Origin of the sequence: Tistrella bauzanensis (genome assembly GCF_014636235.1) — a bacterium.
Classification (GTDB): domain Bacteria; phylum Pseudomonadota; class Alphaproteobacteria; order Tistrellales; family Tistrellaceae; genus Tistrella; species Tistrella bauzanensis.
Genome location: NZ_BMDZ01000004.1, coordinates 82,267 through 103,619, shown reverse-complemented (window position 1 = coordinate 103,619; position 21,353 = coordinate 82,267). Strand labels below are relative to the sequence as shown.

The 21,353-nt window shown below is 68.8% G+C and carries 19 protein-coding genes and 6 pseudogenes; 13 read left to right on the top strand and 12 right to left on the bottom strand.

Annotation, left to right across the window (positions count from 1 at the left end; all coding sequences use genetic code 11):
• Positions 1-47: 47 nt before the first annotated feature.
• Both IEW15_RS03285 and pdxR read right to left on the bottom strand, forming a co-directional pair.
• On the bottom strand, positions 48-455 hold the full coding sequence (locus IEW15_RS03285) for a hypothetical protein (RefSeq protein ID WP_188574864.1): 408 nt from the start codon (positions 453-455) through the stop codon (positions 48-50).
• 79 nt (positions 456-534) lie between these two features.
• Entirely contained in the window at positions 535-2,049 is a 1,515-nt protein-coding gene (gene pdxR / locus IEW15_RS03280) for a MocR-like pyridoxine biosynthesis transcription factor PdxR (protein ID WP_188574862.1), read from the bottom strand.
• 167 nt (positions 2,050-2,216) lie between these two features.
• On the opposite strand from pdxR, the gene IEW15_RS03275 reads away from it, so the two are divergent.
• The 9 genes and pseudogenes from IEW15_RS03275 to IEW15_RS26460 form a co-directional block, all read left to right on the top strand.
• Complete coding sequence (locus tag IEW15_RS03275) at positions 2,217-3,188, top strand: extracellular solute-binding protein (RefSeq protein WP_188574859.1); 972 nt, start codon at positions 2,217-2,219, stop codon at positions 3,186-3,188.
• Between the two features lie 55 nt (positions 3,189-3,243).
• The gene (locus tag IEW15_RS03270; protein WP_188574856.1) at positions 3,244-4,401 is read left to right on the top strand and encodes an ABC transporter ATP-binding protein; all 1,158 of its coding nucleotides are present in this window, start codon (positions 3,244-3,246) and stop codon (positions 4,399-4,401) included.
• A complete protein-coding gene (locus IEW15_RS03265) occupies positions 4,394-6,514 on the top strand; it encodes an ABC transporter permease (protein ID WP_188574853.1) in 2,121 nt (706 codons plus the stop codon). Before IEW15_RS03270 ends, IEW15_RS03265 begins: the two co-directional genes overlap by 8 nt.
• Positions 6,511-7,920 carry an aminotransferase class III-fold pyridoxal phosphate-dependent enzyme gene (locus tag IEW15_RS03260; RefSeq protein ID WP_188574852.1) on the top strand — a complete coding sequence of 470 codons (1,410 nt, stop codon included), beginning with the start codon at positions 6,511-6,513 and terminating at the stop codon, positions 7,918-7,920. Before IEW15_RS03265 ends, IEW15_RS03260 begins: the two co-directional genes overlap by 4 nt.
• Before the next feature lie 44 nt (positions 7,921-7,964).
• Positions 7,965-8,297, top strand: a complete 333-nt coding sequence (locus IEW15_RS03255) for a DUF2934 domain-containing protein (RefSeq protein WP_188574850.1) — start codon at positions 7,965-7,967, stop codon at positions 8,295-8,297.
• A 168-nt stretch (positions 8,298-8,465) separates the two neighbouring features.
• A complete protein-coding gene (locus IEW15_RS03250; RefSeq protein ID WP_188574848.1) occupies positions 8,466-8,951 on the top strand; it encodes a MaoC family dehydratase in 486 nt (161 codons plus the stop codon).
• Complete coding sequence (locus IEW15_RS03245; protein WP_372401940.1) at positions 8,945-9,868, top strand: HpcH/HpaI aldolase/citrate lyase family protein; 924 nt, start codon at positions 8,945-8,947, stop codon at positions 9,866-9,868. The genes IEW15_RS03250 and IEW15_RS03245 overlap by 7 nt, the downstream gene beginning before the upstream one ends.
• 11 nt (positions 9,869-9,879) lie before the next feature.
• Positions 9,880-10,803, top strand: a complete 924-nt coding sequence (locus IEW15_RS03240; RefSeq protein ID WP_188574844.1) for a BKACE family enzyme — start codon at positions 9,880-9,882, stop codon at positions 10,801-10,803.
• A pseudogene (locus IEW15_RS26460) lies at positions 10,685-11,962 on the top strand (acetyl-CoA hydrolase/transferase C-terminal domain-containing protein); the annotation flags it as partial. The gene IEW15_RS03240 and the pseudogene IEW15_RS26460, both read left to right, overlap by 119 nt.
• Here IEW15_RS26460 and IEW15_RS03235 read toward each other — a convergent pair.
• From IEW15_RS03235 to IEW15_RS25760, 7 genes and pseudogenes are all read right to left on the bottom strand, one after another.
• On the bottom strand, positions 11,955-12,776 hold the full coding sequence (locus tag IEW15_RS03235; protein WP_229707783.1) for a branched-chain amino acid ABC transporter permease: 822 nt from the start codon (positions 12,774-12,776) through the stop codon (positions 11,955-11,957). The pseudogene IEW15_RS26460 and the gene IEW15_RS03235 overlap by 8 nt on opposite strands.
• A 98-nt stretch (positions 12,777-12,874) precedes the next feature.
• Positions 12,875-13,264, bottom strand: a pseudogene (locus IEW15_RS26540) (ABC transporter permease subunit); the annotation flags it as partial.
• Between the two features lie 67 nt (positions 13,265-13,331).
• A pseudogene (locus tag IEW15_RS26535) lies at positions 13,332-13,466 on the bottom strand (ATP-binding cassette domain-containing protein); the annotation flags it as partial.
• Between the two features lie 80 nt (positions 13,467-13,546).
• Positions 13,547-14,356 carry an ABC transporter ATP-binding protein gene (locus IEW15_RS03220; RefSeq protein ID WP_229707782.1) on the bottom strand — a complete coding sequence of 270 codons (810 nt, stop codon included), beginning with the start codon at positions 14,354-14,356 and terminating at the stop codon, positions 13,547-13,549.
• Between the two features lie 86 nt (positions 14,357-14,442).
• Positions 14,443-14,850 (bottom strand): type 1 periplasmic-binding domain-containing protein, encoded by a 408-nt coding sequence (locus tag IEW15_RS03215; protein ID WP_188574840.1) that lies wholly within the window; start codon positions 14,848-14,850, stop codon positions 14,443-14,445.
• A 137-nt stretch (positions 14,851-14,987) separates the two neighbouring features.
• Positions 14,988-15,377, bottom strand: a complete 390-nt coding sequence (locus IEW15_RS26715; RefSeq protein ID WP_372401938.1) for a type 1 periplasmic-binding domain-containing protein — start codon at positions 15,375-15,377, stop codon at positions 14,988-14,990.
• Positions 15,378-15,418: 41 nt separating this feature from the next.
• The gene (locus tag IEW15_RS25760) at positions 15,419-15,646 is read right to left on the bottom strand and encodes a hypothetical protein (protein ID WP_229707780.1); all 228 of its coding nucleotides are present in this window, start codon (positions 15,644-15,646) and stop codon (positions 15,419-15,421) included.
• Positions 15,647-15,847: 201 nt separating this feature from the next.
• Between IEW15_RS25760 and IEW15_RS03205 the strand changes: the two genes are divergently transcribed.
• The 4 genes and pseudogenes from IEW15_RS03205 to IEW15_RS03190 all read left to right on the top strand — a co-directional run.
• The gene (locus IEW15_RS03205; RefSeq protein WP_306432572.1) at positions 15,848-17,458 is read left to right on the top strand and encodes an AMP-binding protein; all 1,611 of its coding nucleotides are present in this window, start codon (positions 15,848-15,850) and stop codon (positions 17,456-17,458) included.
• Between the two features lie 83 nt (positions 17,459-17,541).
• Complete coding sequence (locus IEW15_RS03200) at positions 17,542-18,396, top strand: MaoC/PaaZ C-terminal domain-containing protein (RefSeq protein ID WP_188574834.1); 855 nt, start codon at positions 17,542-17,544, stop codon at positions 18,394-18,396.
• Positions 18,397-18,472: 76 nt separating this feature from the next.
• On the top strand, positions 18,473-19,393 hold the full coding sequence (locus tag IEW15_RS03195) for an SDR family NAD(P)-dependent oxidoreductase (RefSeq protein ID WP_188574833.1): 921 nt from the start codon (positions 18,473-18,475) through the stop codon (positions 19,391-19,393).
• 69 nt (positions 19,394-19,462) lie between these two features.
• Positions 19,463-20,122: pseudogene (locus IEW15_RS03190) on the top strand (enoyl-CoA hydratase/isomerase family protein); the annotation flags it as partial.
• 47 nt (positions 20,123-20,169) lie between these two features.
• Here the strand turns inward: IEW15_RS03190 and IEW15_RS03185 are convergent.
• The 3 genes and pseudogenes from IEW15_RS03185 to IEW15_RS26295 all read right to left on the bottom strand — a co-directional run.
• Positions 20,170-20,706 (bottom strand): MarR family winged helix-turn-helix transcriptional regulator, encoded by a 537-nt coding sequence (locus IEW15_RS03185; protein ID WP_188574831.1) that lies wholly within the window; start codon positions 20,704-20,706, stop codon positions 20,170-20,172.
• 161 nt (positions 20,707-20,867) lie between these two features.
• A pseudogene (locus IEW15_RS26300) lies at positions 20,868-20,981 on the bottom strand (SDR family oxidoreductase); the annotation flags it as partial.
• 113 nt (positions 20,982-21,094) lie between these two features.
• A pseudogene (locus IEW15_RS26295) lies at positions 21,095-21,346 on the bottom strand (SDR family NAD(P)-dependent oxidoreductase); the annotation flags it as partial.
• Between the last annotated feature and the right edge of the window lie 7 nt (positions 21,347-21,353).

Genomic DNA, 21,353 nt, shown 5'->3' with positions numbered 1-21,353 from the left:
TCTGTGCGCGGTTGCTTCGCGGCGGCGGGCGGGCCCGCCCGGGGCTGTCACTCGCGATCGCGCCGGTCGGGCGGCCAGCCTTCGGGAAAGCGGTCTTCGTGCTCGTCCTCGTCCTCGACGTCCGCCAGATCCGATCCGGGGTCGTCCGGGTCGCCGCTGTCGGTGATCTCGTCGAAGACATCCTCGGCGTTGTGGCGGATGCCCTCTTCTGTCGCATCCAGTCCGTCGGTTTCGCCGGTGACCGGGTCATAGTCGGTATCGTCGGGCGCCTCGGGCGCTTCGTCGCGCGCGACCCCCGGGAATGGCTCGCCATCGGGGCCGCGCGTGTCGCGGGCATCCGGGTCGCGGCCTTCGGCGCTGCCGATCAGCGGGGCCTCATCGGCCGTCACCTCGCGGGGCCGGCCGGCAGCAGGATCGCGGGACGAAGAAACGCGCTGAGAATCGGGTCTGGCCATGCGGAACGATCTCCTCAACAGGTGCCGGGCACTGTTGGTCAACGCGGCAAGATCGGTTGGGTTCCGTGGCGCCGGGCTTTCAGCCCGCGCCACCGATGACCGCGGCCAGGCCATCCAGCCCGCGCGCCAGTTCGTCGTCGGTCAGGGTGGCGAAGCCCAGAACCAGCACCCGTCGGCAGGCACGCGGGTCGGCGCCCGGGTGCAGATAGCTGCCAAGGGTGGGGGCGGCGATGTCCAGCTCCGCCAGCCGCCGGCTGGTCTCGTCCTCGTCCAGGGCCATGCCGCCGGGCCAGCCGGCCGGGTCGGCGGGCAGGGTTGCCAGCAGATGAAAGCCCGAATCCGTGGTGGCGATCCGCAGGCGGTCGCCAATGCGCCCGCGCAGACCGTCGACCAGCGCCTGTTGCCGGCGCCGGTACAGATGGCGCATCCGCCGGACATGGCGAGCGAATTCGCCGGTCTCGATCAGCCGGGCCAGCATCGCCTGGGTGGCTGTCGGCACCACCTTCTCGTGGGCCAGCGCCCGCCCCAGCGGCCCGGCCAGCGCCTGTGGCACCACCAGATAGCCGATGCGCAGCGCCTGGGTCAGCACCTTGCTGAGCGAGCCCATATAGATCACCGATCCGTGGCGATCCAGGCTCTGCAAGGGCGGCAGCACCCGGGTGGTGTACTGGAATTCGCTGTCATAATCGTCTTCCACGATCCACGACCGCTGGTCATGGGCCCAGTCCAGCAGTTCCAGCCGCCGGCCCAGCGACATCGGCATGCCCAGCGGATAGTGCCGCGACGGCGTGACCAGCGCCAAAGCGGCGTCCGGCGCCATGCGGCGGCCGGCCTCGACCACCAGCCCCTCGCCGTCGACCGGCAAGGGCACCGGCTGCACCTGATGGGCCGCGAGCGTCTGGCGGCCGGTGGGCCAGCCGGGATTCTCGGTCCAGGCGCGGCTGCCGGGGGCCGCCAGCAGCCGGGCCAGCAGGCCGATGGCATGGGTGCCGCCGGCGGTGATCAGCACCTGATCGGCGGTGCAGACCAGGCCGCGGGCGGTGCGCAGATAGTCCGCCAGCGCCGCCCGCAGGCCGGCATGGCCGGCAGGCGGCGCCTTGCGGAAATCATCGGGCGCGGCCATCCGCCAGTGCCGTGCCGCCAGCCGGGCGAACACCGCGCGCGGGAACTGGTCGGCCGCGGGCAGGGTGGGGGAAAAGGCACCGGTCGACCGGGTGTCGAAGCCGGTGGTCTCGATCAGCGCCCGGCCGCGTGCCGGCAGGCGGGTGATCATCGCCTGATCATCCGCAATCGCCGACGCCGCTGCCGCCGGCAGCCGGCCGTCGGCGCGCGCCCGCACCACGGTTCCGGCGCCCTGGCGGGCATCCAGCAGGCCCTCGGCGGTCAGATGGTCGAAGGCTTCGCGCAACGGGCGGCGCGAGACGCCAAGCTCGGCCGCGATCGAGCGGGTGGATGGCAGGCGCGTGCCCGCGGCCAACCGCCCCGACAGGATGCCGCGGCGCAATTCGGTATAGATCTGGTGATACAGCGGTGTCGGGCTGTCGCGGTCGATGTCGAGGAAATCGAGCACCGGCCCGCCGGAATGCCGCGTCATACCATCGCCCTTTCCGCGCCGGCCCGGAATGGGCCCTTCGATCTGAGGAAAATGGGCACGAATTCCGCCCACTCTGTCAACAAGCCATCATCGATCGCGGGGTATCAAGGCGTCAGCGGCCGCGATGCAGATCCAGCGGGCCGGCCACCGTCTCGGGGAGAACAGTGATGCAGCGCATGACGATCAGGGCCTTTCTTGCCACCGCGACCGCCGTTCTGGCGCTTGCCTCCGCCACCACCGGGCCGGCGGCGGCGGGGGAACTGGTGCTCTATACCGCCTCGAACCCGGAAATCGAGAAGGATGTGATGGCGGCGTTCCAGGCGGCCCATCCGGACATCACGGTCAAGGCGGTCAACATGTCGACCGGCCCGATCACCGAGAAGGCGATCGCCGAAAAGGGCAATCCACAGGCCGACGTGATCTGGATGGTCAATGATTTCGCTCTGGCGAAGCTGAAGCAGGACGGCGTGCTGGCCCCCTATACCCCGCGCGGCATGATCATCGACGATGCCTTCAGGGACACTGACGGCTTCTGGTACGGCCACAACGCCACGATCATGGCGATGGCGGTCAACACCCGCGTGCTGAAGGAGAAGGGCCTGCCCGAGCCGACCGACTGGGTCGATCTGATCCGCCCCGACTATAAGGGTCAGGTGACCGTGGCAGCCCCGACCAAATCCGGCACCGGCTTCACCATCTTCACGGCCATGGACGACATGTTCGGCTGGAACTTCATCGACAACCTGCATCAGAACGTCGTCCAGTACAATTCCAGCGGCAGCGCCGCCGCACGGCAGGTCAGCGCGGGTGAGAACGCCATCGGTCTCAGCTATGACACCGCCATTCTTCAGCAGGTGCAGGCCAATCCGGATGTGAAGCTGGTCATCGGCCGGATGTCGCCGAACATCATCGAAGGCGCCGGTCTGGTCGCGGGCGGCCCCAACCCGCAGGACGGCCAGGTGTTCATGGACTGGCTGTTCGGCAAAGGTGGCATGACCGCGCTGGCCCCCCATGTCGGCATCGGCGCGGCGCCGGGCTTCGGCAATGTGCCGCTGGATCAGGTGCATCTGTGGAAGACCCGCCGGCCGATCGACCAGGACGGGTTCAAGCAGGCCTGGGCCAAACGCTACGAAAACTGATCGGGCGTCTGCATCACCGGTCTTCCGCATCACCCGAACCGGACGGAGCCCCCTGATGGCCGTGCTCGATCTTCGTGGCATCACCCGCCGCTTCGGCGCCACCATGGCGCTGGATGGTGTGGACCTCAGCGTGCCATCGGGCGGCTTCTGTTCCCTGATCGGCCCCAGCGGCTGCGGCAAGACCACGCTGCTGCGCATCGCCGCCGGTTTCGCCGCCGCCGATCGGGGGCAGGTGCTGCTGGATGGTCGCGACATCGCCGGCCTGCCGCCGCATCGTCGCGGGTTGGGCTTCGTGTTCCAGAGCTATGCGCTGTTTCCGACCAAGACCGTGGCCCAGAACATCGGCTTCGCGCTGATGCTGCGCGGCGACAGCCGCCGCGCCATCGGCCGGCGGGTCGCCGATCTGGCGGCGATGGTCCGGCTGACCGGCCTGGAAGACCGGTTTCCGCATGAATTGTCGGGCGGCCAGCAGCAGCGGGTGGCGCTGGCACGGGCGCTGGCGCCGGAACCGCCGGTGCTGTTGCTGGATGAACCGCTATCGGCGCTGGATGCCGGCATCCGGGTGCATCTGCGCGCCGAAATCCGCCGCATTGTCGACAGCCTGGGCATCACCACGGTCTATGTCACCCATGATCAGGAAGAGGCGCTGGCAATTTCCGACACCATGGTGGTGATGCGCCACGGCCGCATCCTGCAATCGGGCACGCCCCAGGCGGTCTATCTGCGCCCGGCGCACAGCTTCGTCGCCGGCTTCGTCGGTACCGCCAATCTGCTGCCCTGCACGATCGATACCGCCGGCCCGGCTGTCCGCGTCGGGCGCATGACAGTCGCGGTGGATGACATAACGGCGGCCCATGGCGGTGCCGGCCTGCTGGTCTGGCGGCCGGAACACACCACGCTGACGCCGGCGGCGCATGCCATGCCGGGCGAGGGCCTTGCCGGCACGGTCGAGGCCAGCGCCTTTCTGGGGCCGGTGGTGCGGCTGACCCTGCGGCTCGACGGCGGCGGCACGGTCACCGCCGATATCGCGACCCGCACGTGGTCTGTCGCGGGTGGAACCATGGCCGCGCGCGGCGCCCGGTTCCGGATCGGCATCGACCCGGCCTTCGCGCGCGTGCTGCCCGCCGAAGACGCGCCGCCACCGCCGCCGGAGGCGCTGCCCCATCCGGTCGCGGCCGGCGGCATCACCGGCCGGATGCTCGCCGATGCATAAATCCGTGTCCGACCGCATCCTTCTGGTTGCAATGCTGGCCCTGGTGGCGCTGTTCATTGCCTGGCCGATCGGCAGCATGCTGATCCGCAGCGTTCAGGTGCCGGTGCCGCTGTCGACGGCCCGGCTGGCCGACATGACCCGCGCGGCGCTGGCGGTGCTGCCCGGTGATCGCGGCACCGCCCTGCCGGCGCGCTGGGCGGCAGAGGCCGCGCCGCGCCCGCGGATGGAGGCGATCGCCGCCGCCTTCGCGTTGAACGGCCTGGACGTGCCCTGGGACCGGGCGGCCGCCTTCGACCGCCAGATCCCGGCGGCGGAGCAGGCGCTGGCCGGGCTGGCCCCGGATCTGCGGGCGCGGGTGACCGAGGATCTGCCGCTGGCGGTGGCGATGCTGCACAAGCGCGCGGTGCTGGTGCATCTGGCGGGCGACGCCCTGGCGCCCGCGACGCGTGAGGCCCTGCGCAGCGGCCAGACCATCACCATCGGCATCGATCATTACAGCCGGGTCGCGCGGGAACACCGGCTGCGGGCCGCCGGGCTGAACTCGTTGCTGCTGGCCACCACCACGACCGTCATCACCACCATGCTCGCCTTCCTGGCGGCCTTCGGCATCAGCCGCGGGCTGGTGGCCGGCGCCGGCCTCGCCCGGTTCGGCCTGCTGGTGCCGCTGGTGTCGCCGCCGGTGGTGGTGGCGACCGCGGCGGTGCTGCTGTTCGGCCGCAATGGCGTGATCACCCACGACCTGCTCGACCGCGCGCTCGGCTGGACCGATGCCGCGCATGACAATCTCTATGGCCTGGGCGGGGTGCTGGTCGCCCAGGTGCTCAGCTTCCTGCCGGCCGCGTTCATCGTGTTCGACAACCTGTTCACCCGCCCCGACGGGCGGCTGGACGAGGCGGCGGCCAGCGCCGGGGCGTCGCCCTGGAAGCGCTTCCGCCATGTCACCCTGCCGATGGCGCAGCCGGGCATCGTGCGGGCGGCGACCCTGGTCTTCATTCTGTCGATGACCGATTTCGGCAACCCGATGGTGATCGGCCGCGACCTGCCGGTGCTGGCGGGCGTGCTCTACGACGAGATGATCGGCTTCCACAACACCGCCTTCGCCGCGGCGATCGCGGTCTGGCTGATCGTGCCGGCGCTGGCGATCGCGCTTGCCCTGAACCGGATCGGCGGCCGCCGGCGCTTCACATCGGGCTTCGGCGGCGGCGATGATGGCGGCCGCAACCGGCAGGCCGGGGCCGCGATGGCGCCGCCACCGGCCTTGCGGCGCGGGTTCAGCCTGCTGGTCTGGTCGGTCATCGCCGCCACCGGCGTGATCTATGCCACCATCATCGCCGGCGCCTTCGTGAAGGTCTGGGGGCGCGACTGGGGGCTGACACCGCATCATTTCACGGCAATGGAGGCGGTGCCCGGTTTCGTGTCGTCGGTGGTGGGGATCACGCCGGTCTGGACCAGCCTTGTGGTCGCCGGCATCGCGGCGCCGCTGGGCGGCCTGCTGGCGGTGATCGCGGCCTATCTGGCCGAACGCCACCGCTCCGCGCTTACCGAATGCATGGCGCTGATCATCCTGCTGCCGGCGATCCTGCCGGGGGTGGTGTTTGGCATCGGCTATCTCACCGCCTTCAACGCGCCGTTCGGGATCAGGGCGCTGTCGTTGAACGGCACCCACGCGGTGCTGGTGCTCAACATCCTGTTCGGCAACATGTTCGTGGGCGTGCTGGCGGGCCGCGCCCTGCTCAGGCGCATCGACCGGTCGATCGACGAGGCGGCGGCCGCCCTTGGCGCCACCCCGGTGCAGCGCATCCGCCATGTCGTGCTGCCGGTGATGCGCCATGCGGCGATCCTGGGGGCGCTCTATGTCTTCGTCGACGGGTTGTCGACCGTCTCGGCCGTGGTCTTTCTGCAAGGGCCGGACATCGATCTGGCGGCGGTCGCCATCCTCAATGCCGCCGAGGGCACCTATTACGGAGCCGCCTGTGCGATGAGTGTCGCCATTCTGATCATCGTTTTCACCGTCATGGCCGCGATCCGGCTGGTGGAGCGCGGCCGCCTGCCCGCCAGGGCTGCCGGCACGAACCCCGCCGCCGCCATGGGTGCGGCCATGGGTGCGGTATGACCGGGGCGGGGCCGGCCATGCTGGTCGCGCGCGATGCGGCAGCCTTCCTGCATCAGCGCGGCTCGACGCCGGTGGCGCGCGCCGTGGTGGCGGCCGAGGGGTCGTGGCTGACCGATGGCGATGGCCACCGGGTGCTGGATGGCCATGGCAATGGCTGTCACCATATCGGCTATCGCCATCCCCGGCTGGTCGATGCGCTGACCCGCCAGCTCGCCACGCTGCCCTTCGCGCCGCGCCGCTTCACCAATGCGCCGGCGGTGGCGCTGGCCGAACGGCTGGCGGGTTTGTGGCCATACGGGCCGGCGCGGGTGCTGTTCGCGCCCAGCGGCAGCGACGCGATCGAAATCGCGCTGAAGCTTGCCTATGTCGCCACCGGCCGCCAGGGCAGCATCGCCTTCACCGGTGCCTGGCACGGCGCCGGGCTGGGGGCGCTGTCGGTCGGCGGCCGTTTCGCCGAGGCGGCGCCGATGCCGCGCCTGTCCGGATGCCGCCATGTGCCGGCCTATTGGCCCACCGACGGGCTGGGTGATGCCGATGCGGCGGCGCGGGTGTCGTATCAGGCGCTGGTCGCGGCCTTCGGCAACGGACCGCCGCCGGCGGCGCTGCTGGCCGAACCGGTGCATTCGGCGCCCGGCCTGCCGCCGCCCTGGTTCTGGCCGGCGGTGGCGCGGCTGGCGCGCGACCATGGCAGCCTGCTGATCTTCGATGAAATCCCAACAGGTCTCGGCAAGACCGGCCGCTGGTTCGCGTCGCAGCATTTCGATGTGACGCCCGATATCACCGTGCTTGGCAAGGCGCTGGGCGGGGCGGTGATGCCGCTGGCGGCGTTGATCGCGCGCGCTGATCTGGACCGCGCCGGCCATCTGGCGATCGGCCATGTGACGCACGAGAAGAACCCGATGCTGGCCACAGCCGGTCTGGCCACGCTCGACGTGCTGGCCGATGGCGATCTGGTGGCGCGGGCGGCGGAACTGGGCGCGCGGCTGGCGGCCGGGCTCGACCGGCTGACGGCGGCGGGGGGCGCTTTGCGCGGTGCGCGGGTGGCGGGGCTGCTGGCGGCGCTGTGGCTGCGGCCCGATCAGGATCCGCTGGCGGTGGAACGCCGCTGCTATGCGCTGGGGCTGAACCTCACCGTCGACCGCGCCGGGCGGTTGTCGCTGTCGCTGCCGCTGATCGTGACCGCGTCGGATATCGACCGGGTGGTGGCGGTTCTGGCCCAGGCGCTGCCGGCCGCGGAACCCGTGGCGCTGCCGGCCGTGGAACCCGTGGCGCTGCCGGCCGTGGAACCCGTGGCGCTGCCGGCCGTGGAACCCGTGGCGCTGCCGGCCGTGGAACCCGTGGCGCTGCCGGCCATGGAACCCGTGGCGCTGCCGGCCATGGAACCCGTGGCGCTGCCTGGCGATTGACCGCACACCGACGCCAGCGCCTTAACGCCACACGGAGTGCCACCATGCCAAGCCCCTCCCATCCCCGCGGCGGCTTCACCGATGCCGAACGCGAGCGCCGCATCCGTGATCACATGCGGCAATTGTGGCGCGACGAGGGCGCCATCCCCGGCCGGGAAGACGACTATCGCGGCCGTGCCGCCGAGCTGGTCGCGATCGCGGAGAACCAGTCGCTCGCCACCATCCGGCCCGGATCGGAGACCGACCGCATCCGCAACAATCCGGTCGAACCGCTGGAGGCGGTGGAAAACCAGGGCGATTTCCCCACCATGACCGACCAGGGCAACCGCCGCACCAGCCCCCGCCCGGTCCCGCCAGAGGATGATGCCGGGCGGTGATGCCGCCGCCGGGTGCAGACACCGCACGACCAGCCAGGGGATGGCGGCGACGCCACCGGCGCCTGCCTCTCGCGCCATGGAGGCTTCAGGCTCTTGAAATTTTAGAATGCTAGCTTATTATATGCTGACATACATAAAGCCTGCGCCAGATGCGGGAAAGAGGGGCCAATGCCGGGGCTATATTACGACGAGATGGAACTGGGTTCGACGTTCCATCACGACATAAGACGAACCGTGACAGAAGCGGATAACGTGTTCTTCTCGGCGCTCACGCACAATCCGGCCCGTCTTCATCTGGATGAAGATTATTGCAGAACCCAGACCGAGTTTGGCGCGCGGCTGGTGAACTCGGCATTCACCCTTGGTCTCATGGTGGGTATTTCAGTGGGGGACACCACGCTTGGTACCGCCATTGCCAATCTTGGCTGGGATGAGGTGCGCTTTCCCAAGCCCGTGTTCCACGGAGATACGCTTCGGGTCGAGACAGAGATCATCGGGCTCCGCGAAAGCCGTTCGCGACCGGATGCCGGTATCGTGACCTTCCTGCATCGCGCCTATAACCAGCACGGAGATCTGGTGGCGAGCTGCAAGCGATCGGGGCTTCAGCTCAAACGACCTGATGCGGATAAAGGAAACGGGCGGGCGGCATCATGACCCTCCGCTCGTGGTTGTTCGTGCCCGCCGACAGTGAACGCAAGCTCGCCAGATCCGACGACAGCGCTGCCGACGCATTGATCCTGGATCTGGAAGATGCCGTGGCGCCCGCCCGCAAGGCCGATGCCCGGGCGCTGCTGCGGGATTTCCTGACGGCGCGGCCGCCCGCCGGGCGCCGCTGTCAGCTCTGGGCCCGGATCAACCCCCTCGATGACACCGCCCTCGCCGATCTGTGCGCGATCATGCCGGGCGCGCCAGACGGGGTCGTCGTCCCCAAGGTCAATGGTCCGGCAGACGTTGTCCGGCTCTCACACTGGCTGGATGCCTTCGAGGCGGCCGCCGGGCTGCCAGCCGGGTCGACATCGATCCTGCCGGTCGCGACCGAGACGCCGGCGGCGCCCTTCGCGCTCGGTGACTATGCCCGCCAGCCGCTTCCCCGGCTCGCCGGTCTGACCTGGGGGGCCGAGGATCTGAGCACGGCGCTCGGTGCCTCGACCAATCTCGACCCCGCCGGCGGCTGGGCCTTCACCTATCGCATGGCGCGCAGTGCCACGCTTCTGGCCGCGCGGGCAGCGGGGGTGATGGCGATCGAGACCCTCTACACCGATTTCCGCGACCCGGACGGTCTGCTCGCCAGTTGCCGCGCGGCGGCGGCGGAAGGCTTCGACGGCCGCATCGCCATCCATCCATCCCAGGTGCCGGTGATCAATGCCGGGTTCGCGCCCACGGATGACGCCGTCGACCATGCCCGTCGTGTTGTCGAGGCCTTCGCCGCCTCTCCCGGTCTGGGCACGGTCGGGCTGGATGGCCGCATGCTCGACATTCCGCATCTGCGTCAGGCCGAACGGGTGCTGGCGCGACACGAGGCCACGATCCGCCGCGCCGGCGACCAGTATTCCGGCCGCGGTTCCAGGTGAGGACGGCATTCATGGACAAGATCATCATCAGCTGCGCGGTCACCGGCTCGATCCACACCCCCAGCATGTCGCCCCACCTGCCGGTGACGGCGGACGAGATCGCCGATCAGGCGGTGGCGGCCGCCGAGGCCGGCGCGGCGGTGCTGCACCTGCATGCCCGCAACCCCGCCGACGGCCGGCCGTCACAGGATCCGGCGCTGTTCGCGGCCTTTCTGCCCGCCATCCGCGACCGCTGCGATGCCATCATCAACATCACCACCGGTGGCGGGCTGGGCATGAGCCTGGATGAGCGGCTGGCGCCGGCGAAATGGGCGGCACCGGAAATCGCCTCGCTCAACATGGGGTCGCTGAATTTCGACATCTCGGGCGCCGCCGCGCGTGTCCCGGCCTTCCGCCACGGCTGGGAGCGGCCCTATCTGGAGATGACCCGCGACTTCATCCTGTCGAACACCTTCGCCCAGATCGAACGCGGCCTGCGCGATCTGGGCGCGCTCGGCACCCGGTTCGAATATGAGTGTTATGACGTCGGCCATCTCTACAACCTGGCGCATTTCGTCGATCGGGGCCTGGTGAAGCCGCCATTCTTCGTTCAGGCGATCTTCGGCATTCTGGGCGGCATCGGCGCCGATCATGCCAATCTGATGCACATGAAATCCACCGCCGATCGCCTGTTCGGCGCCGATTACCGCCTGTCGGTGCTGGCCGCCGGCCGCCATCAGATGCCGTTCGTCACGATGGGCGCGATCCTGGGCGCGAATGTCCGGGTCGGGCTGGAGGACAGCCTCTATATCGCGAAGGGCCAGCTCGCCCGGTCGAATGCCGAGCAGGTGGCGAAGATCCGTCGCATCCTCGACGAGCTGTCGCTGGAGGTGGCGACCCCCGACGAGGCCCGGGCGATGCTGCGGACCAAGGGCGCCGGCGGCGTCGCCTTCTGAACCGGGAGGCCCCGACATGCCAAGGATGCTCACCCCCGGCGGATTGCCCGACCATCTGCCGCGGGGCGGGATGGTCTGGGTGCAGGGATGTTCGGCCTGGTCGCAGGCGGTGGAGGCGGCGATCGCCTCGGCCGGCGACCGGCTTGCCGGCACCACCTTCACCGGCATCTTCGTCCCCGGCCTCAACCCCGCCGGCCGCCTGCTCGGCGGCGGGCGGCGGCTGCACGGCTTCTTCACCACGCCGGACCTTGAGGCCGCAGGCCCGGCGGCCACGTTTCTGCCGCTCTGCTATGGCGCGGTGTCGGATCATCTGCGGCGGCTGACGATCGATGCCGCCTGCTTCATGGTCGCACCGCCCGATGATCACGGCATCTGCAGTTTCGGGCCGGTCTGCGATTTCCTGCCGGATCTCTGGGCGCGGATTCCGGTCCGGATCGGGGTGATCAACCCCCGCCTGCCGCGCAGCCATGGCACCGCCGGCATTCCGCTTTCAGACCTCACGCTGGTGATCGAGGACGATCAGGAGCTTCCTGTCGCCCGCCCCGGCGGCGACGGCGCCACCCGCGCGATCGCCCGCCGGCTGGCCGGTCTGGTGCCCGATGGCGCCACCCTTCAGGTGGGCCTTGGCCGCACGCCCGAAGGGGCGCTCGCCGGGCTTCGCGGCCATCGCGGGCTCGCCATCCATTCGGGCCTGATCGGCGACGCGGTGGTCGATCTGCTGGAGGCGGGCGCCCTGCGGCCGGGCGTGTCGGTCACCGCCGGCGTGGCGATCGGCACGCGCCGGCTCTATGACCTGACGGGCGATCCCGCCATCCGGTTCCGGCCGGTCTCATACACCCATGCGCCCGGTGTGCTGGCCGGGATCGAAGGGCTGGTGACCGTCAACGCCGTCAACGAGGTCGATCTGTTCGGGCAGGGATATGCCGAGATGCGTGTGGGCGGCTTCATCTCGGGGCCGGGCGGGGCGGTGGATTTCGCCCAGGGTGCCCGGGCCGGCGGCGGATTGCGCGTGGTCGTGCTGCCGGCGACGGCGGCCGGCGGCGGCATCAGCCGGGTCGTGCCGCCGGGGGCCGGGCAGGGGCCGGTCTCACTCAGCCGCTTCGACATCGACGTGGTGGTGACGGATCACGGCATCGCGGATCTGCGCGGCCTTACCCATGATCGCCGCGCCGAAGCCCTGATCGCCGCCGCCGCGCCGGCTTTCCGGCCGGCACTGGCAACAGGGTGGGAGGATTGGCGTCGCCACGCCCGGCCCATCGCCCGAGAGAGCGCCAGCCCCGGGTGATCAGCCCCCAGGAGCCGGCGGGCAGCGCATACATGAACACCACCACGAAGACGCCGAAGACCACGCCGGTCGCGGCGGTCGACACCTGGGTTGCCAGATTGGGGGCGAGAACGATGAATGCGGCCCCCAATACCGCGCCGGGCACCGTTCCGACGCCGCCGACGACCAGTCCGACCAGCAGGAAGACCGACAGGTAGACCGGGAAACTCTCAGGCGCCACGAATTCGATGGCAAGCGCGCTGACACCGCCGGCAAGCCCGGTCAGCAGGGCGCTGATCCCGAAGGTGAGGCATTTGTAGACATGCAGATCGATCCCCATCGCCTCGGCGGCCAGCGGGTTGTCGCGGATGGCGGCCAGGGCCCGGCCGATCCGGCCGGAGAGCAGGTTGTGGGTGGCCACGAACGCGATCACGGCGACGGCGAGGGCGATGTGGTAGATCCACCGGTCGGCATCCAGCGGCAGCCAGCCCGGCACCTCAGGGCGGGTGACATAGAGGCCGGCCACCCCGCCCGTCCAGTCTTCCAGCGCGTCATGCTTCAGCAATTGGGGGATGGCTATGACAAGGGCGAAGGTGGCGAGCGCCAGATAGTGACCCTCCAGGCGCAGGGCCGGCAGGCCCAGGGCCAGACCCGCCAGGAAGGTCAAGGCGGCGGCGAGCAGGCGGAACGAGGCGGTGGATGCGGGCATCGTGATGATTTTCCCAAGGAATGATGCGGCCAGGGAGGGCGGCCCGAAAGACGTGACGCGGTGACAGGTGACGCGGGGGCGTTGAGACCGGCCGGGCGTCAGGCCCGTTTGACGCCCGGCCGTCCGAACAGCCCGTTCGGACGGATGACCAGCACGGTGACGACGACCGCCAGGGCGAAGCTCAGCTTCAGGTCGTTGCCGATCACATAGGTACCGGCCAGATTTTAGAGCACGCCGAACAGCAGGCCGCCCGCGACCGCGCCGGCGGGGCTGTTCAGCCCGCCGAGCATGGCCGCCGCGAAGGCATAGAGCAGCACGCTCATCATCATGCCCGGTTCAAGATAGGTGACCGGAGCGATGAGCAGCCCCGCGACGGTGCCAAGGACGCCGGCGAACCCCCAGCCGAGGGCGGGCATGCGCTCCACCGTGATGCCGATCAGCCGGGCCGATGCGGGATTGCGGGCGGCGGCCCGCATGGCGAGGCCGAGCAATGAGGTCGATGAAGGTGCCGCGACCGTCCGGAACATGGCCGATCCCGCGACGGACCCGGTCCTCGGTCGCGAGCCGGTCGACCCTTGCCCCGCTCAGAACAATGTCTCCCGTGGTCCGGATCGTCCCGCAGATCGCCCGCAATGTGGTGGTCTTGCCGGCGCCGTTGGCGCCGATGATCGTGGTGATGCCACCGGCCATGACGGCAAGGTCGATGCCGAACAGCGCCTGGGTGCCGCCATAGAAGGCTTGGAGGCCCTTGACGTCGAGAAGGATGGTCATCAGCCGCCCATCCCCAGATAGGTGCGGATCACCTCGGGGTTCTGTGCGATCTCGCCGGGCAGACCCTCGGCGACCTTGCGGCCGAAATTCATCGCGACCACCTTGTCGGATACCGACATGACCAGGTTCATGTGATGCTCGACCAGCAGGATGGCCGTCCCCAGCCGGTCGCGGATGGCGCGGATCTGCTCCTTCAGCACCTCGACCTCCTCGTGGTTGAGGCCGGCCGCCGGTTCGTCCAGCAGCAGCAGATGCGGCCTGGACATGAGCGCGCGGGCGAGTTCCACCCGTTTGCGGACCGGGAAGGGCAGGTCCGCCACCCGGCGATTGTCGAGGCCGGCGAGCCCCATGAACGCGATCATCTCGGTGGCCCGGTCATGGAGGTCCGCTTCTTCCCGCGCCACCCGGCCAAGGCGCAGCGTGTGTGCAAGAAAGCCCGCGCGGCCCAGTACATGGCCGCCGACCAGGATGTTGTCGCGCACGCCCAGATGATCGAACAGCGACACGTTCTGGAAGGTGCGGCCGATGCCGGCCCCGGCGATGCGGTGACGCCGCAGGCCCGATAGCGGTTTCCCACGGAACAGGATATCGCCGGCATTGGGCCGGCACAGCCGGCTCAGGCAGTTGAACACTGTGGTCTTGCCGGCGCCGTTCGGGCCGATCAGCCCCAGGATCCGGCCGGCCTCGGCGGTGAAGCCGACGGAATCCAGGGCGAGGATGCCGCCGAACCTGACGACCAGATCGCGGATATCGAGAATGACCGTGGGGGTGGCGGCGGGGGCGGGGTGTGTGGCGGGGGCATGCGGCAAGGCCGGTCCTCCATGCGTCATGCGCCGACGGCGCTGATGTCCATACGCCGAGCGCCGGCGGCGCGGCGCGCGCGGGCACCGTGGCGTCAGCGCGCCGTCGAGGAGATCGGCGCGCCGAAGCTCTGCCAGCGTTCGCCGTCGAAGCAGATCATCTGGAAGGTCTTGATGGGGTCCAGATCCTGTGGCGTCACCGTATAGCGCACGCCATTGATGTACATGCCGGGCTGGACGTCGATGTCGCGGGCGATGTCCCGGATGTTCGTGCGGGTCAGGTCGTCGCCGGCACGCCGCAGAATCTCGACCAGAACCTCGTTGGTCACATAGGCGAGCACATTTGACAGGCTCGCGACCTCCCCCGATGGGAACCAGGTCTTCATGAAGTCGAGATAGCGCGCCATGCCCGCGTCATCCTTCCAGCGCGGATCGTCGGGGTGTTTGGCGATCGCCGTGCTGATCACGCCCCGCGCGTTGTCGAGGCCGGCCGGCTTCAGCACATAGTCGATGCTCGTCGACGCCTAGCCGAGATACACCGTCGGGTGCCATTGAAGGTCGCCGATCTTGCGGATGGCCTGTGCCGCATGTCTGGCCAGGGCCGCGACGATCACCACGTCGACCCCACGCGCCTTCAGGTTCAGGATCTGGGTGTCGACCGTCGGATAGGCGAGGTCGAAAGTCTCGATCGCGACGATGTGGTCGTCTGCCTTGTCGCCGAAGCCGTCGCGCAGACCCGCGACGTAATCCTTGCCGAAATCATCGGCCTAAGGCCGACCTTGGTGTCGGGCATGGTCTCAAGGATGTGGCGGGCGAAGATCACCGCCTCGGTCCGGTTCTGCGGCAGGCCGGTGGTGACCCAGGGGTTCTCGGCCGGCGCCAGCCATTTCGATGCGCCGGAATTGATCAGCACCTGCGGCACCTTCCTGGCCGCCAGATAGGGGCGGACGGCTGTGTTCGCCGAGGTGCCGAGGGCATTGTAGAGGAACCGGACATTATCCTGCTCCACCAGCTTGCGGGCCTGCTCGATCGTCCTTGGCGGCGAGAAGCCGTCATCCTCGCACAGCAGGGTCAGTTTGCGGCCGGTTGGTTGATGCCACCATCCTGGTTCACCTTCGTGAAGAAGGCCTGGCTGGCGGCGCAGGCGATCCCATAGGCCGAGGCGGGCCCGCTGAGGGGCACTGTCATGCCGATCAGGATCTCGTCGTCGTTTGCCCCGGGGCTGTAGGACGCGGCCGACGCGGACCCGATGGACGACAAGACGGCCATGGCCGCCAGTGGTGCCAACGTTTTCTTCATCTGTCTTTTCCTCCCGATCGCTGCCTGCGGTCACGGTCTTCGCCGTGTTCAATGCGCGAGCTTGTCATTTCTCATCATATGACATGCATAAGTACGGTGCGCCGGTCGTAGCCAAATTTATTTGCTTGCATATGATATGCTCTATAATTATCCATGGACAAAAGCCGGAAAGCGGCGAGGCCGGCCACAGCCAGGGAGGATATGATGGCGCAATCGCCCCCACCTCGATCACTCACATCACCCCGACCGCCGGCACCCCCGGGCATTGTCGCCAGCCCCTGGCATCACGCTCTGGCGCAGCCGGACCGGCCGGCGGTGATCGTGGCGGATACCGGCGAGACGCTGAGCTATGGCGACATGATCCGCGGCGCCAACCGGCTCGCCAATCTGTTCGTGGGGCTGGGGTTGCGTCCGGGCGATTGCGTGGCCTTCTGCCTTGAGAACCACATCCGCTATGGCGAGCTGGTCTGGGCGGCCAAGGCCGCCGGCCTTTACTATGTCTGCATCGCGCGGCAGTCGGGCGTCGACGACCTGCGCTATGTGCTGACCAATTGCGGCGCCCGTGTGTTCATCGCCTCGGCCGCGGTCGCGGACACGGCGGTTGCCGCCAGCCGGGATCTTCCCGGGCTGATGGCCTTCATGATCGACGGTGAGGCACCGGGTTTCGCCTCATACGAGGCCGCCGTGGCGGGGCAGGACGACCAGCCGGTCGAGGATCGGTCGCGCGGGGCGTCGATGCTCTATTCCTCGGGCACGACCGGACGGCCGAAAGGCATTCGGCATCCGCTCCAGCCGGTGTCGCCCCATGTCGCGCCGCCGCGCCATCGGCAGATGGTCGAGACCTACGGCTTTGGCGAGGGCATGGTGCTTCTCAATCCGGGGCCGCTTTACCATACCGGCCCGCTCAGGTTCATGATGCATGCGCAGCGCGCCGGCGGCACCGTCATCGTGTTCCGCAAGTTCGACGCCGAGGCCGTGCTCCGGGCGATCAGCCGCCATCAGGTCACCCATGGTCTGTTTGTTCCGACCATGTTCGTCCGCATGCTGGCCTTGCCCGACGCGGTGAAGACAGTGGCAGAGCTGGGCAGCCTGCGTGTGGTGATCCATATAGCCGCACCGATTTCCATCCCGACCAAGCGGCGGATGATCGATTGGTTCGGGCCGGTCCTCCACGAGATGTATGGCGGGACGGAATCGGTCGGAACCACCGTCATCACGTCGTCCGAATGGCTTGCACATCCGGGGTCAGTGGGTCGGCCATCGGCCGGGACGGAGCTGCACATCGTCGACGAGCAGGGCGAGGAATGCCCGGTTGGCGTGCCGGGACTGATCTACATGTCGAGCGGCAAGACCTTCGAATATCACGGCGAGGCCGTTAAGACCGCTGCCAGCCGTCATGCCATGGGGTGGTACACCCTTGGCGATGTCGGCTATGTCGATGACGATGGCTATCTCTATCTCACCGACCGGCAGTCGAACCTGATCATCTCCGGCGGGGTCAACATCTATCCGCGCGAGGTGGAGATGGTGCTGGCCGATCATCCGGCGGTGGCGGATGTCGCCGTGCTGGGCGTGCCCGATCCGGATTTCGGCGAGGCGGTCAGGGCGGTGGTCGTGTGCCGTTTACCGGCCGTCTCCGGCGACGACCTGGCACGTGAGTTGATGGCCTTCTGTCGCGCCCGGCTCAATCCCGTCAAATGCCCGCGCATGATCGACTTCGTGGCTGAGCTGCCGCGCAGCGAGGCGGGGAAGATCCTTCGCGCCGACTTGCGCCGCCGCTATTGGCCGGAGGGCGCCGGGCTGGTTGTCTGAGCGATGGCGCGGCTATATAGTAAACTTACATATCATATACAAATGTGCCGCTATCCTGGCGGTCCGTCTGACAGGAGTGTCATATGCATCTGGCGAAGGTGAGGGATCATCGCTTCGCGCCGGTCGAACATCGGTTCGATTTCCGGGACACGATCCTCTATGCCCTGGGCCTGGGCTTTGGCGCCGACCCGGTCGATCCGACGGAACTGCCCTTCGTCTACGAGGATGGGCTGAAGGCGGTTCCCTCGATCTGCGTCATCCTGGCCCACCCCGGCTTCTGGGCGAAACGGCCGGAATTCGGGATCGACTGGGTGCGCATTCTGCATGGTGAGCAGAGCTTCGAGATCCACAAGCCGATCCCCGTCGCGGGCGTCGTGCATGGCGACTACGAGATCGAGGCGGTCGAGGACAAGGGGGCGGGCAAGGGCGCCCTTCTCCACCAGGTCAAGCATCTGCGCGACGAAGCCGGTGATCTGGTCGCCACCGTGCGCAGCGCGCTGTTCCTGCGCGGCGATGGCGGATCGGGCAGCTTTGGCACGCCGCCCGATGCGCCGGCGCTCCTGCCCGGCGGCACGCCCGACGTCGTGGTCGACCTTTCGACCCTGCCGCAACAGGCGCTGATCTATCGGTTGAGCGGCGACTACAATCCCATCCATGCCGATCCGGCGCCGGCGCGCGCCGCCGGCTTCGACCGCCCGATCCTGCATGGGTTGTGCACCATGGGCATTGCCACGCGGGCGCTGCTGCGGGCGCGGGCCGGCAATGATCCCGCCCGTCTGACCTCGATGTTCGTCCGCTTCAGCAAGCCGGTCTTCCCCGGCGAGACCATCATCACCGAAATCTTCGACCAGGACGACGGCGGGGTGCGCTTCCGCTGCCGGTCGAAGGAACGCGACGTCGTCGTCCTGGATCGCGGCCGCGCCGTGATCACGGGCTGACGCGCCCCTCGCCTCCCTTCTTCCACCCCCTCGAAAGTCGCCACGGCGGCCTTCTTCCTATCAAGGACATCACAGAATGACCGACAACACGCTTCTCGCGGGCAAGGTCGTGCTCGTGACCGGTGCCGGCGGCGGCATCGGATCATACATCGCCAAACTCGCGGCCAGCCGCGGCGCCAAGGTGGTCGTGAACGATCTGGGCGGCTCCCCCAGCGGCGACGGCAACGATACCGGGCCGGCGCGTATCGTGGCGGGCGAGATCAATGCGGCCGGCGGCGAGGCCGTCGCCGACACCGGCAACATCGCCGACTGGGATGACGCGCAGGCCATGGTGCAGCGGGCGGTCGACAGCTTCGGCCGGATCGACGTGGTGGTGAACAATGCCGGCATTCTGCGCGACCGCATCTTCCACAAGATGACCAAGGACGACTGGGACATCGTCGCCCGGGTGGATCTCGACGGCTATTTCTATGTCTCGCGGGCCGCCGCATCCTTCTTCAAGGACCAGCAGAGCGGCTGTTATATCCACATGACCTCGACCAGCGGTCTGATCGGCAATATCGGCCAGGCGAATTATGGCGCCGCCAAGCTGGGCGTCGCCGGCCTGTCGAAGATCATTGCCCTCGACATGCGGCGCTTCAACGTGCGGTCCAACTGCATCGCGCCCTTTGCCTTCACCCGCATGGTGGGGACCATTCCGCAGAACGACGAACGCAATCGCAAGCGGCTGGAGGTGATTCGCCGGATGACCCCCGATAAGATCGCGCCGCTGGCCGTGGCGCTCATGTCGGATGCGTCGGCCGATATCAATGGCCAGATCCTCGGCGCGCGCAACAACGAGCTGATGCTGTTCAGCCAGCCGCGCCCGATCCGCACGGTTCAGATGGCCGAAGGCTGGACGCCCGAGACGACGATCGCCACGGCGCTGCCGGCGCTGCGGGGCAGCATGGTGTCTGTCGACACCTCGCCCGACGTGTTCCGCTGGGATCCGATCTGAGGAAAGGGGCCCGAGCCCACGAGCCCGATCACCGAAGCCCCGGGCTTGTCATCGTCGCTGGACGACGGCGTGCTCCGTATCACCTTCGATCGTCCGGGTGCCCGTAGCGCGATCTCCCGCGAGATGACGGTGCCGCTCACCCGGATCCTGACCGCCGCGCGCGTGGATGATCGGGTGCGCTGCATCGTCTTCGGCGGGACGGGTGGGGTGTTTTCGGCCGGCGGCGATGTGGCGGGCTTCCGCCGCGCGCTTGCCGAGCCGGTGGCCGAGCGGCAGGCCGGGTTCCGTGCCCGGCTGGATGACGCGGCGGCGATGGTGGAGGCGCTGCTCCAGGTCGACCGTCCGGTCGTGGCCGCCCTGCGCGGCCCTGTGGCCGGTGCGGGGCTGGCCTTCGTGCTGGCGGCCGATCTGGTCGTCGCCGACGAGACGGCGATGTTGATCTTCGCCCATCGCACCATCGGCCTGACCCCTGATGGCGGTGTGACCTGGCTGCTGCCGCGTGTGGTGGGCTGGCGGGTCGCCAGGCGCCTGACAGTGACCGCCGCGACGGTGGAGGCATCCGAGGCGCTGGCCCTTGGTCTCGTCGACCGGATCGTGCCGGGTGCCGCCTTCGATGTCGAGGTGACGGCCGCGGCAGCCGGCTTCGCCCGCGCGCCGCGTGGCGCCATCGCCCGCACCCTGGATGCCGCGATGGATGCGACGCTCGCCGTGCAGCTTGCCCGGGAACGCGAGGCGATCGTCGACAGCGTCGCGGTGGATGCGGCGGCCGGCGGCGCTCAATCGAGCCCGCCGGCCTCAGGGTCGATCAACCGGCGCAGATTGTCTTTCATCCGTGCCAGCACCGCCTCGGCGACGGCGATGTCGTCGGGGGAGATGCCCTTCAGGATGCTGATGTTGAGCTGTCGGCCGATCGAGGTCATGGCCTCAAGGATCTCATAGCCGCGTTCCGTGATGATCACGCGCTTGGCGCGGCGATCCCGGCCGTCGGGCAGGCGCTTCACGAAGCCGCCCGCTTCCAGCCGATCGATCAGGCCGCCGACGGTGACTTTGCCGACATCCAGGATCCGTGCAAGATCGGTCTGCAGCATGCCGTCCTGGCCATGCGAGAGACTGCGCGAGAGCTGGGCCATCACCCACCATTGCGAGCGGGTGATGCCGAGCGGCTTCATTTCCGCGTCGAACAGGGTCCGTCGCATCCGCGAGACGTCGTGGACATAGAAACCGATCCTGAATTCCTGCGGCCCCACCAGACCGGGGGGTGGCGGGGCGATGGTTTCGGACGGGGCCTGCGGCTGTGCCTGCTTACGCTTCATTCGTTGCTCCGGGAGGAAGACAAGGCCACGCCCCGCGCTGTGCCCATTGTCACCGGGGAGTGTCCGAGGCCATGCATATCGATCACAAGCTTACCACATCAGCGGTGATCGCCACATCCCGCCGGCGGGATGTGGCGATCACCGGACAACGAGGCATGACGTCAGAGCTGAAGCCCGCCATCCACCGCCAGGCTCTGCCCCGTGATATAGCCGGCCGCGTCCGAGAGCAGGAAGGCCGCCGCCGCCGCGACGTCGCGGGGCGTGCCCATGCGGCCCAGCGCGTGCCGGCCAGAAGACGGTCGTGCTTGGCGGGCGTGAACTGCTCCGCCACCACGCGGCGCCCCATGCCGCCGTCGATCCAGCCCGGGCCGACACAATTGGCCCGGATGCCGTTGCGGCCCTCTTCCTTGGCGATGCCCCGGAACAGCGTTTCGATCGCGGATTTCGGTGCCGCCGACAGGATGTCGGCCTTGGGCACGCGCGCGCCGGCGGCGGCCAGTTCGGCGGCAAGCGTTTCGGCGCCGTCGTGGTTGCGGCCATAGGTAAAGGCCACGTCGAAGCCGTCGGCCGCAAGGGCTGTGCAGACGGCACGGCCGATGCCGCCGGCGACGAGCACGGATTTCCGGTGTGAAGGCGTCATGGGGAGA

Excerpts from the sequence above, each read along its gene's own strand:
- IEW15_RS03285 (WP_188574864.1), bottom strand. The coding sequence starts at position 455 with ATGGCCAGACCCGATTCTCAGCGCGTTTCTTCGTCCCGCGATCCTGCT.
- pdxR (WP_188574862.1), bottom strand. The coding sequence starts at position 2,049 with ATGACGCGGCATTCCGGCGGGCCGGTGCTCGATTTCCTCGACATCGAC.
- IEW15_RS03275 (WP_188574859.1), top strand. The coding sequence starts at position 2,217 with ATGCAGCGCATGACGATCAGGGCCTTTCTTGCCACCGCGACCGCCGTT.
- IEW15_RS03270 (WP_188574856.1), top strand. The coding sequence starts at position 3,244 with ATGGCCGTGCTCGATCTTCGTGGCATCACCCGCCGCTTCGGCGCCACC.
- IEW15_RS03265 (WP_188574853.1), top strand. The coding sequence starts at position 4,394 with ATGCATAAATCCGTGTCCGACCGCATCCTTCTGGTTGCAATGCTGGCC.
- IEW15_RS03260 (WP_188574852.1), top strand. The coding sequence starts at position 6,511 with ATGACCGGGGCGGGGCCGGCCATGCTGGTCGCGCGCGATGCGGCAGCC.
- IEW15_RS03255 (WP_188574850.1), top strand. The coding sequence starts at position 7,965 with ATGCCAAGCCCCTCCCATCCCCGCGGCGGCTTCACCGATGCCGAACGC.
- IEW15_RS03250 (WP_188574848.1), top strand. The coding sequence starts at position 8,466 with ATGCCGGGGCTATATTACGACGAGATGGAACTGGGTTCGACGTTCCAT.
- IEW15_RS03240 (WP_188574844.1), top strand. The coding sequence starts at position 9,880 with ATGGACAAGATCATCATCAGCTGCGCGGTCACCGGCTCGATCCACACC.
- IEW15_RS03235 (WP_229707783.1), bottom strand. The coding sequence starts at position 12,776 with ATGCCCGCATCCACCGCCTCGTTCCGCCTGCTCGCCGCCGCCTTGACC.
- IEW15_RS25760 (WP_229707780.1), bottom strand. The coding sequence starts at position 15,646 with ATGAAGAAAACGTTGGCACCACTGGCGGCCATGGCCGTCTTGTCGTCC.
- IEW15_RS03205 (WP_306432572.1), top strand. The coding sequence starts at position 15,848 with ATGATGGCGCAATCGCCCCCACCTCGATCACTCACATCACCCCGACCG.
- IEW15_RS03200 (WP_188574834.1), top strand. The coding sequence starts at position 17,542 with ATGCATCTGGCGAAGGTGAGGGATCATCGCTTCGCGCCGGTCGAACAT.
- IEW15_RS03195 (WP_188574833.1), top strand. The coding sequence starts at position 18,473 with ATGACCGACAACACGCTTCTCGCGGGCAAGGTCGTGCTCGTGACCGGT.
- IEW15_RS03185 (WP_188574831.1), bottom strand. The coding sequence starts at position 20,706 with ATGAAGCGTAAGCAGGCACAGCCGCAGGCCCCGTCCGAAACCATCGCC.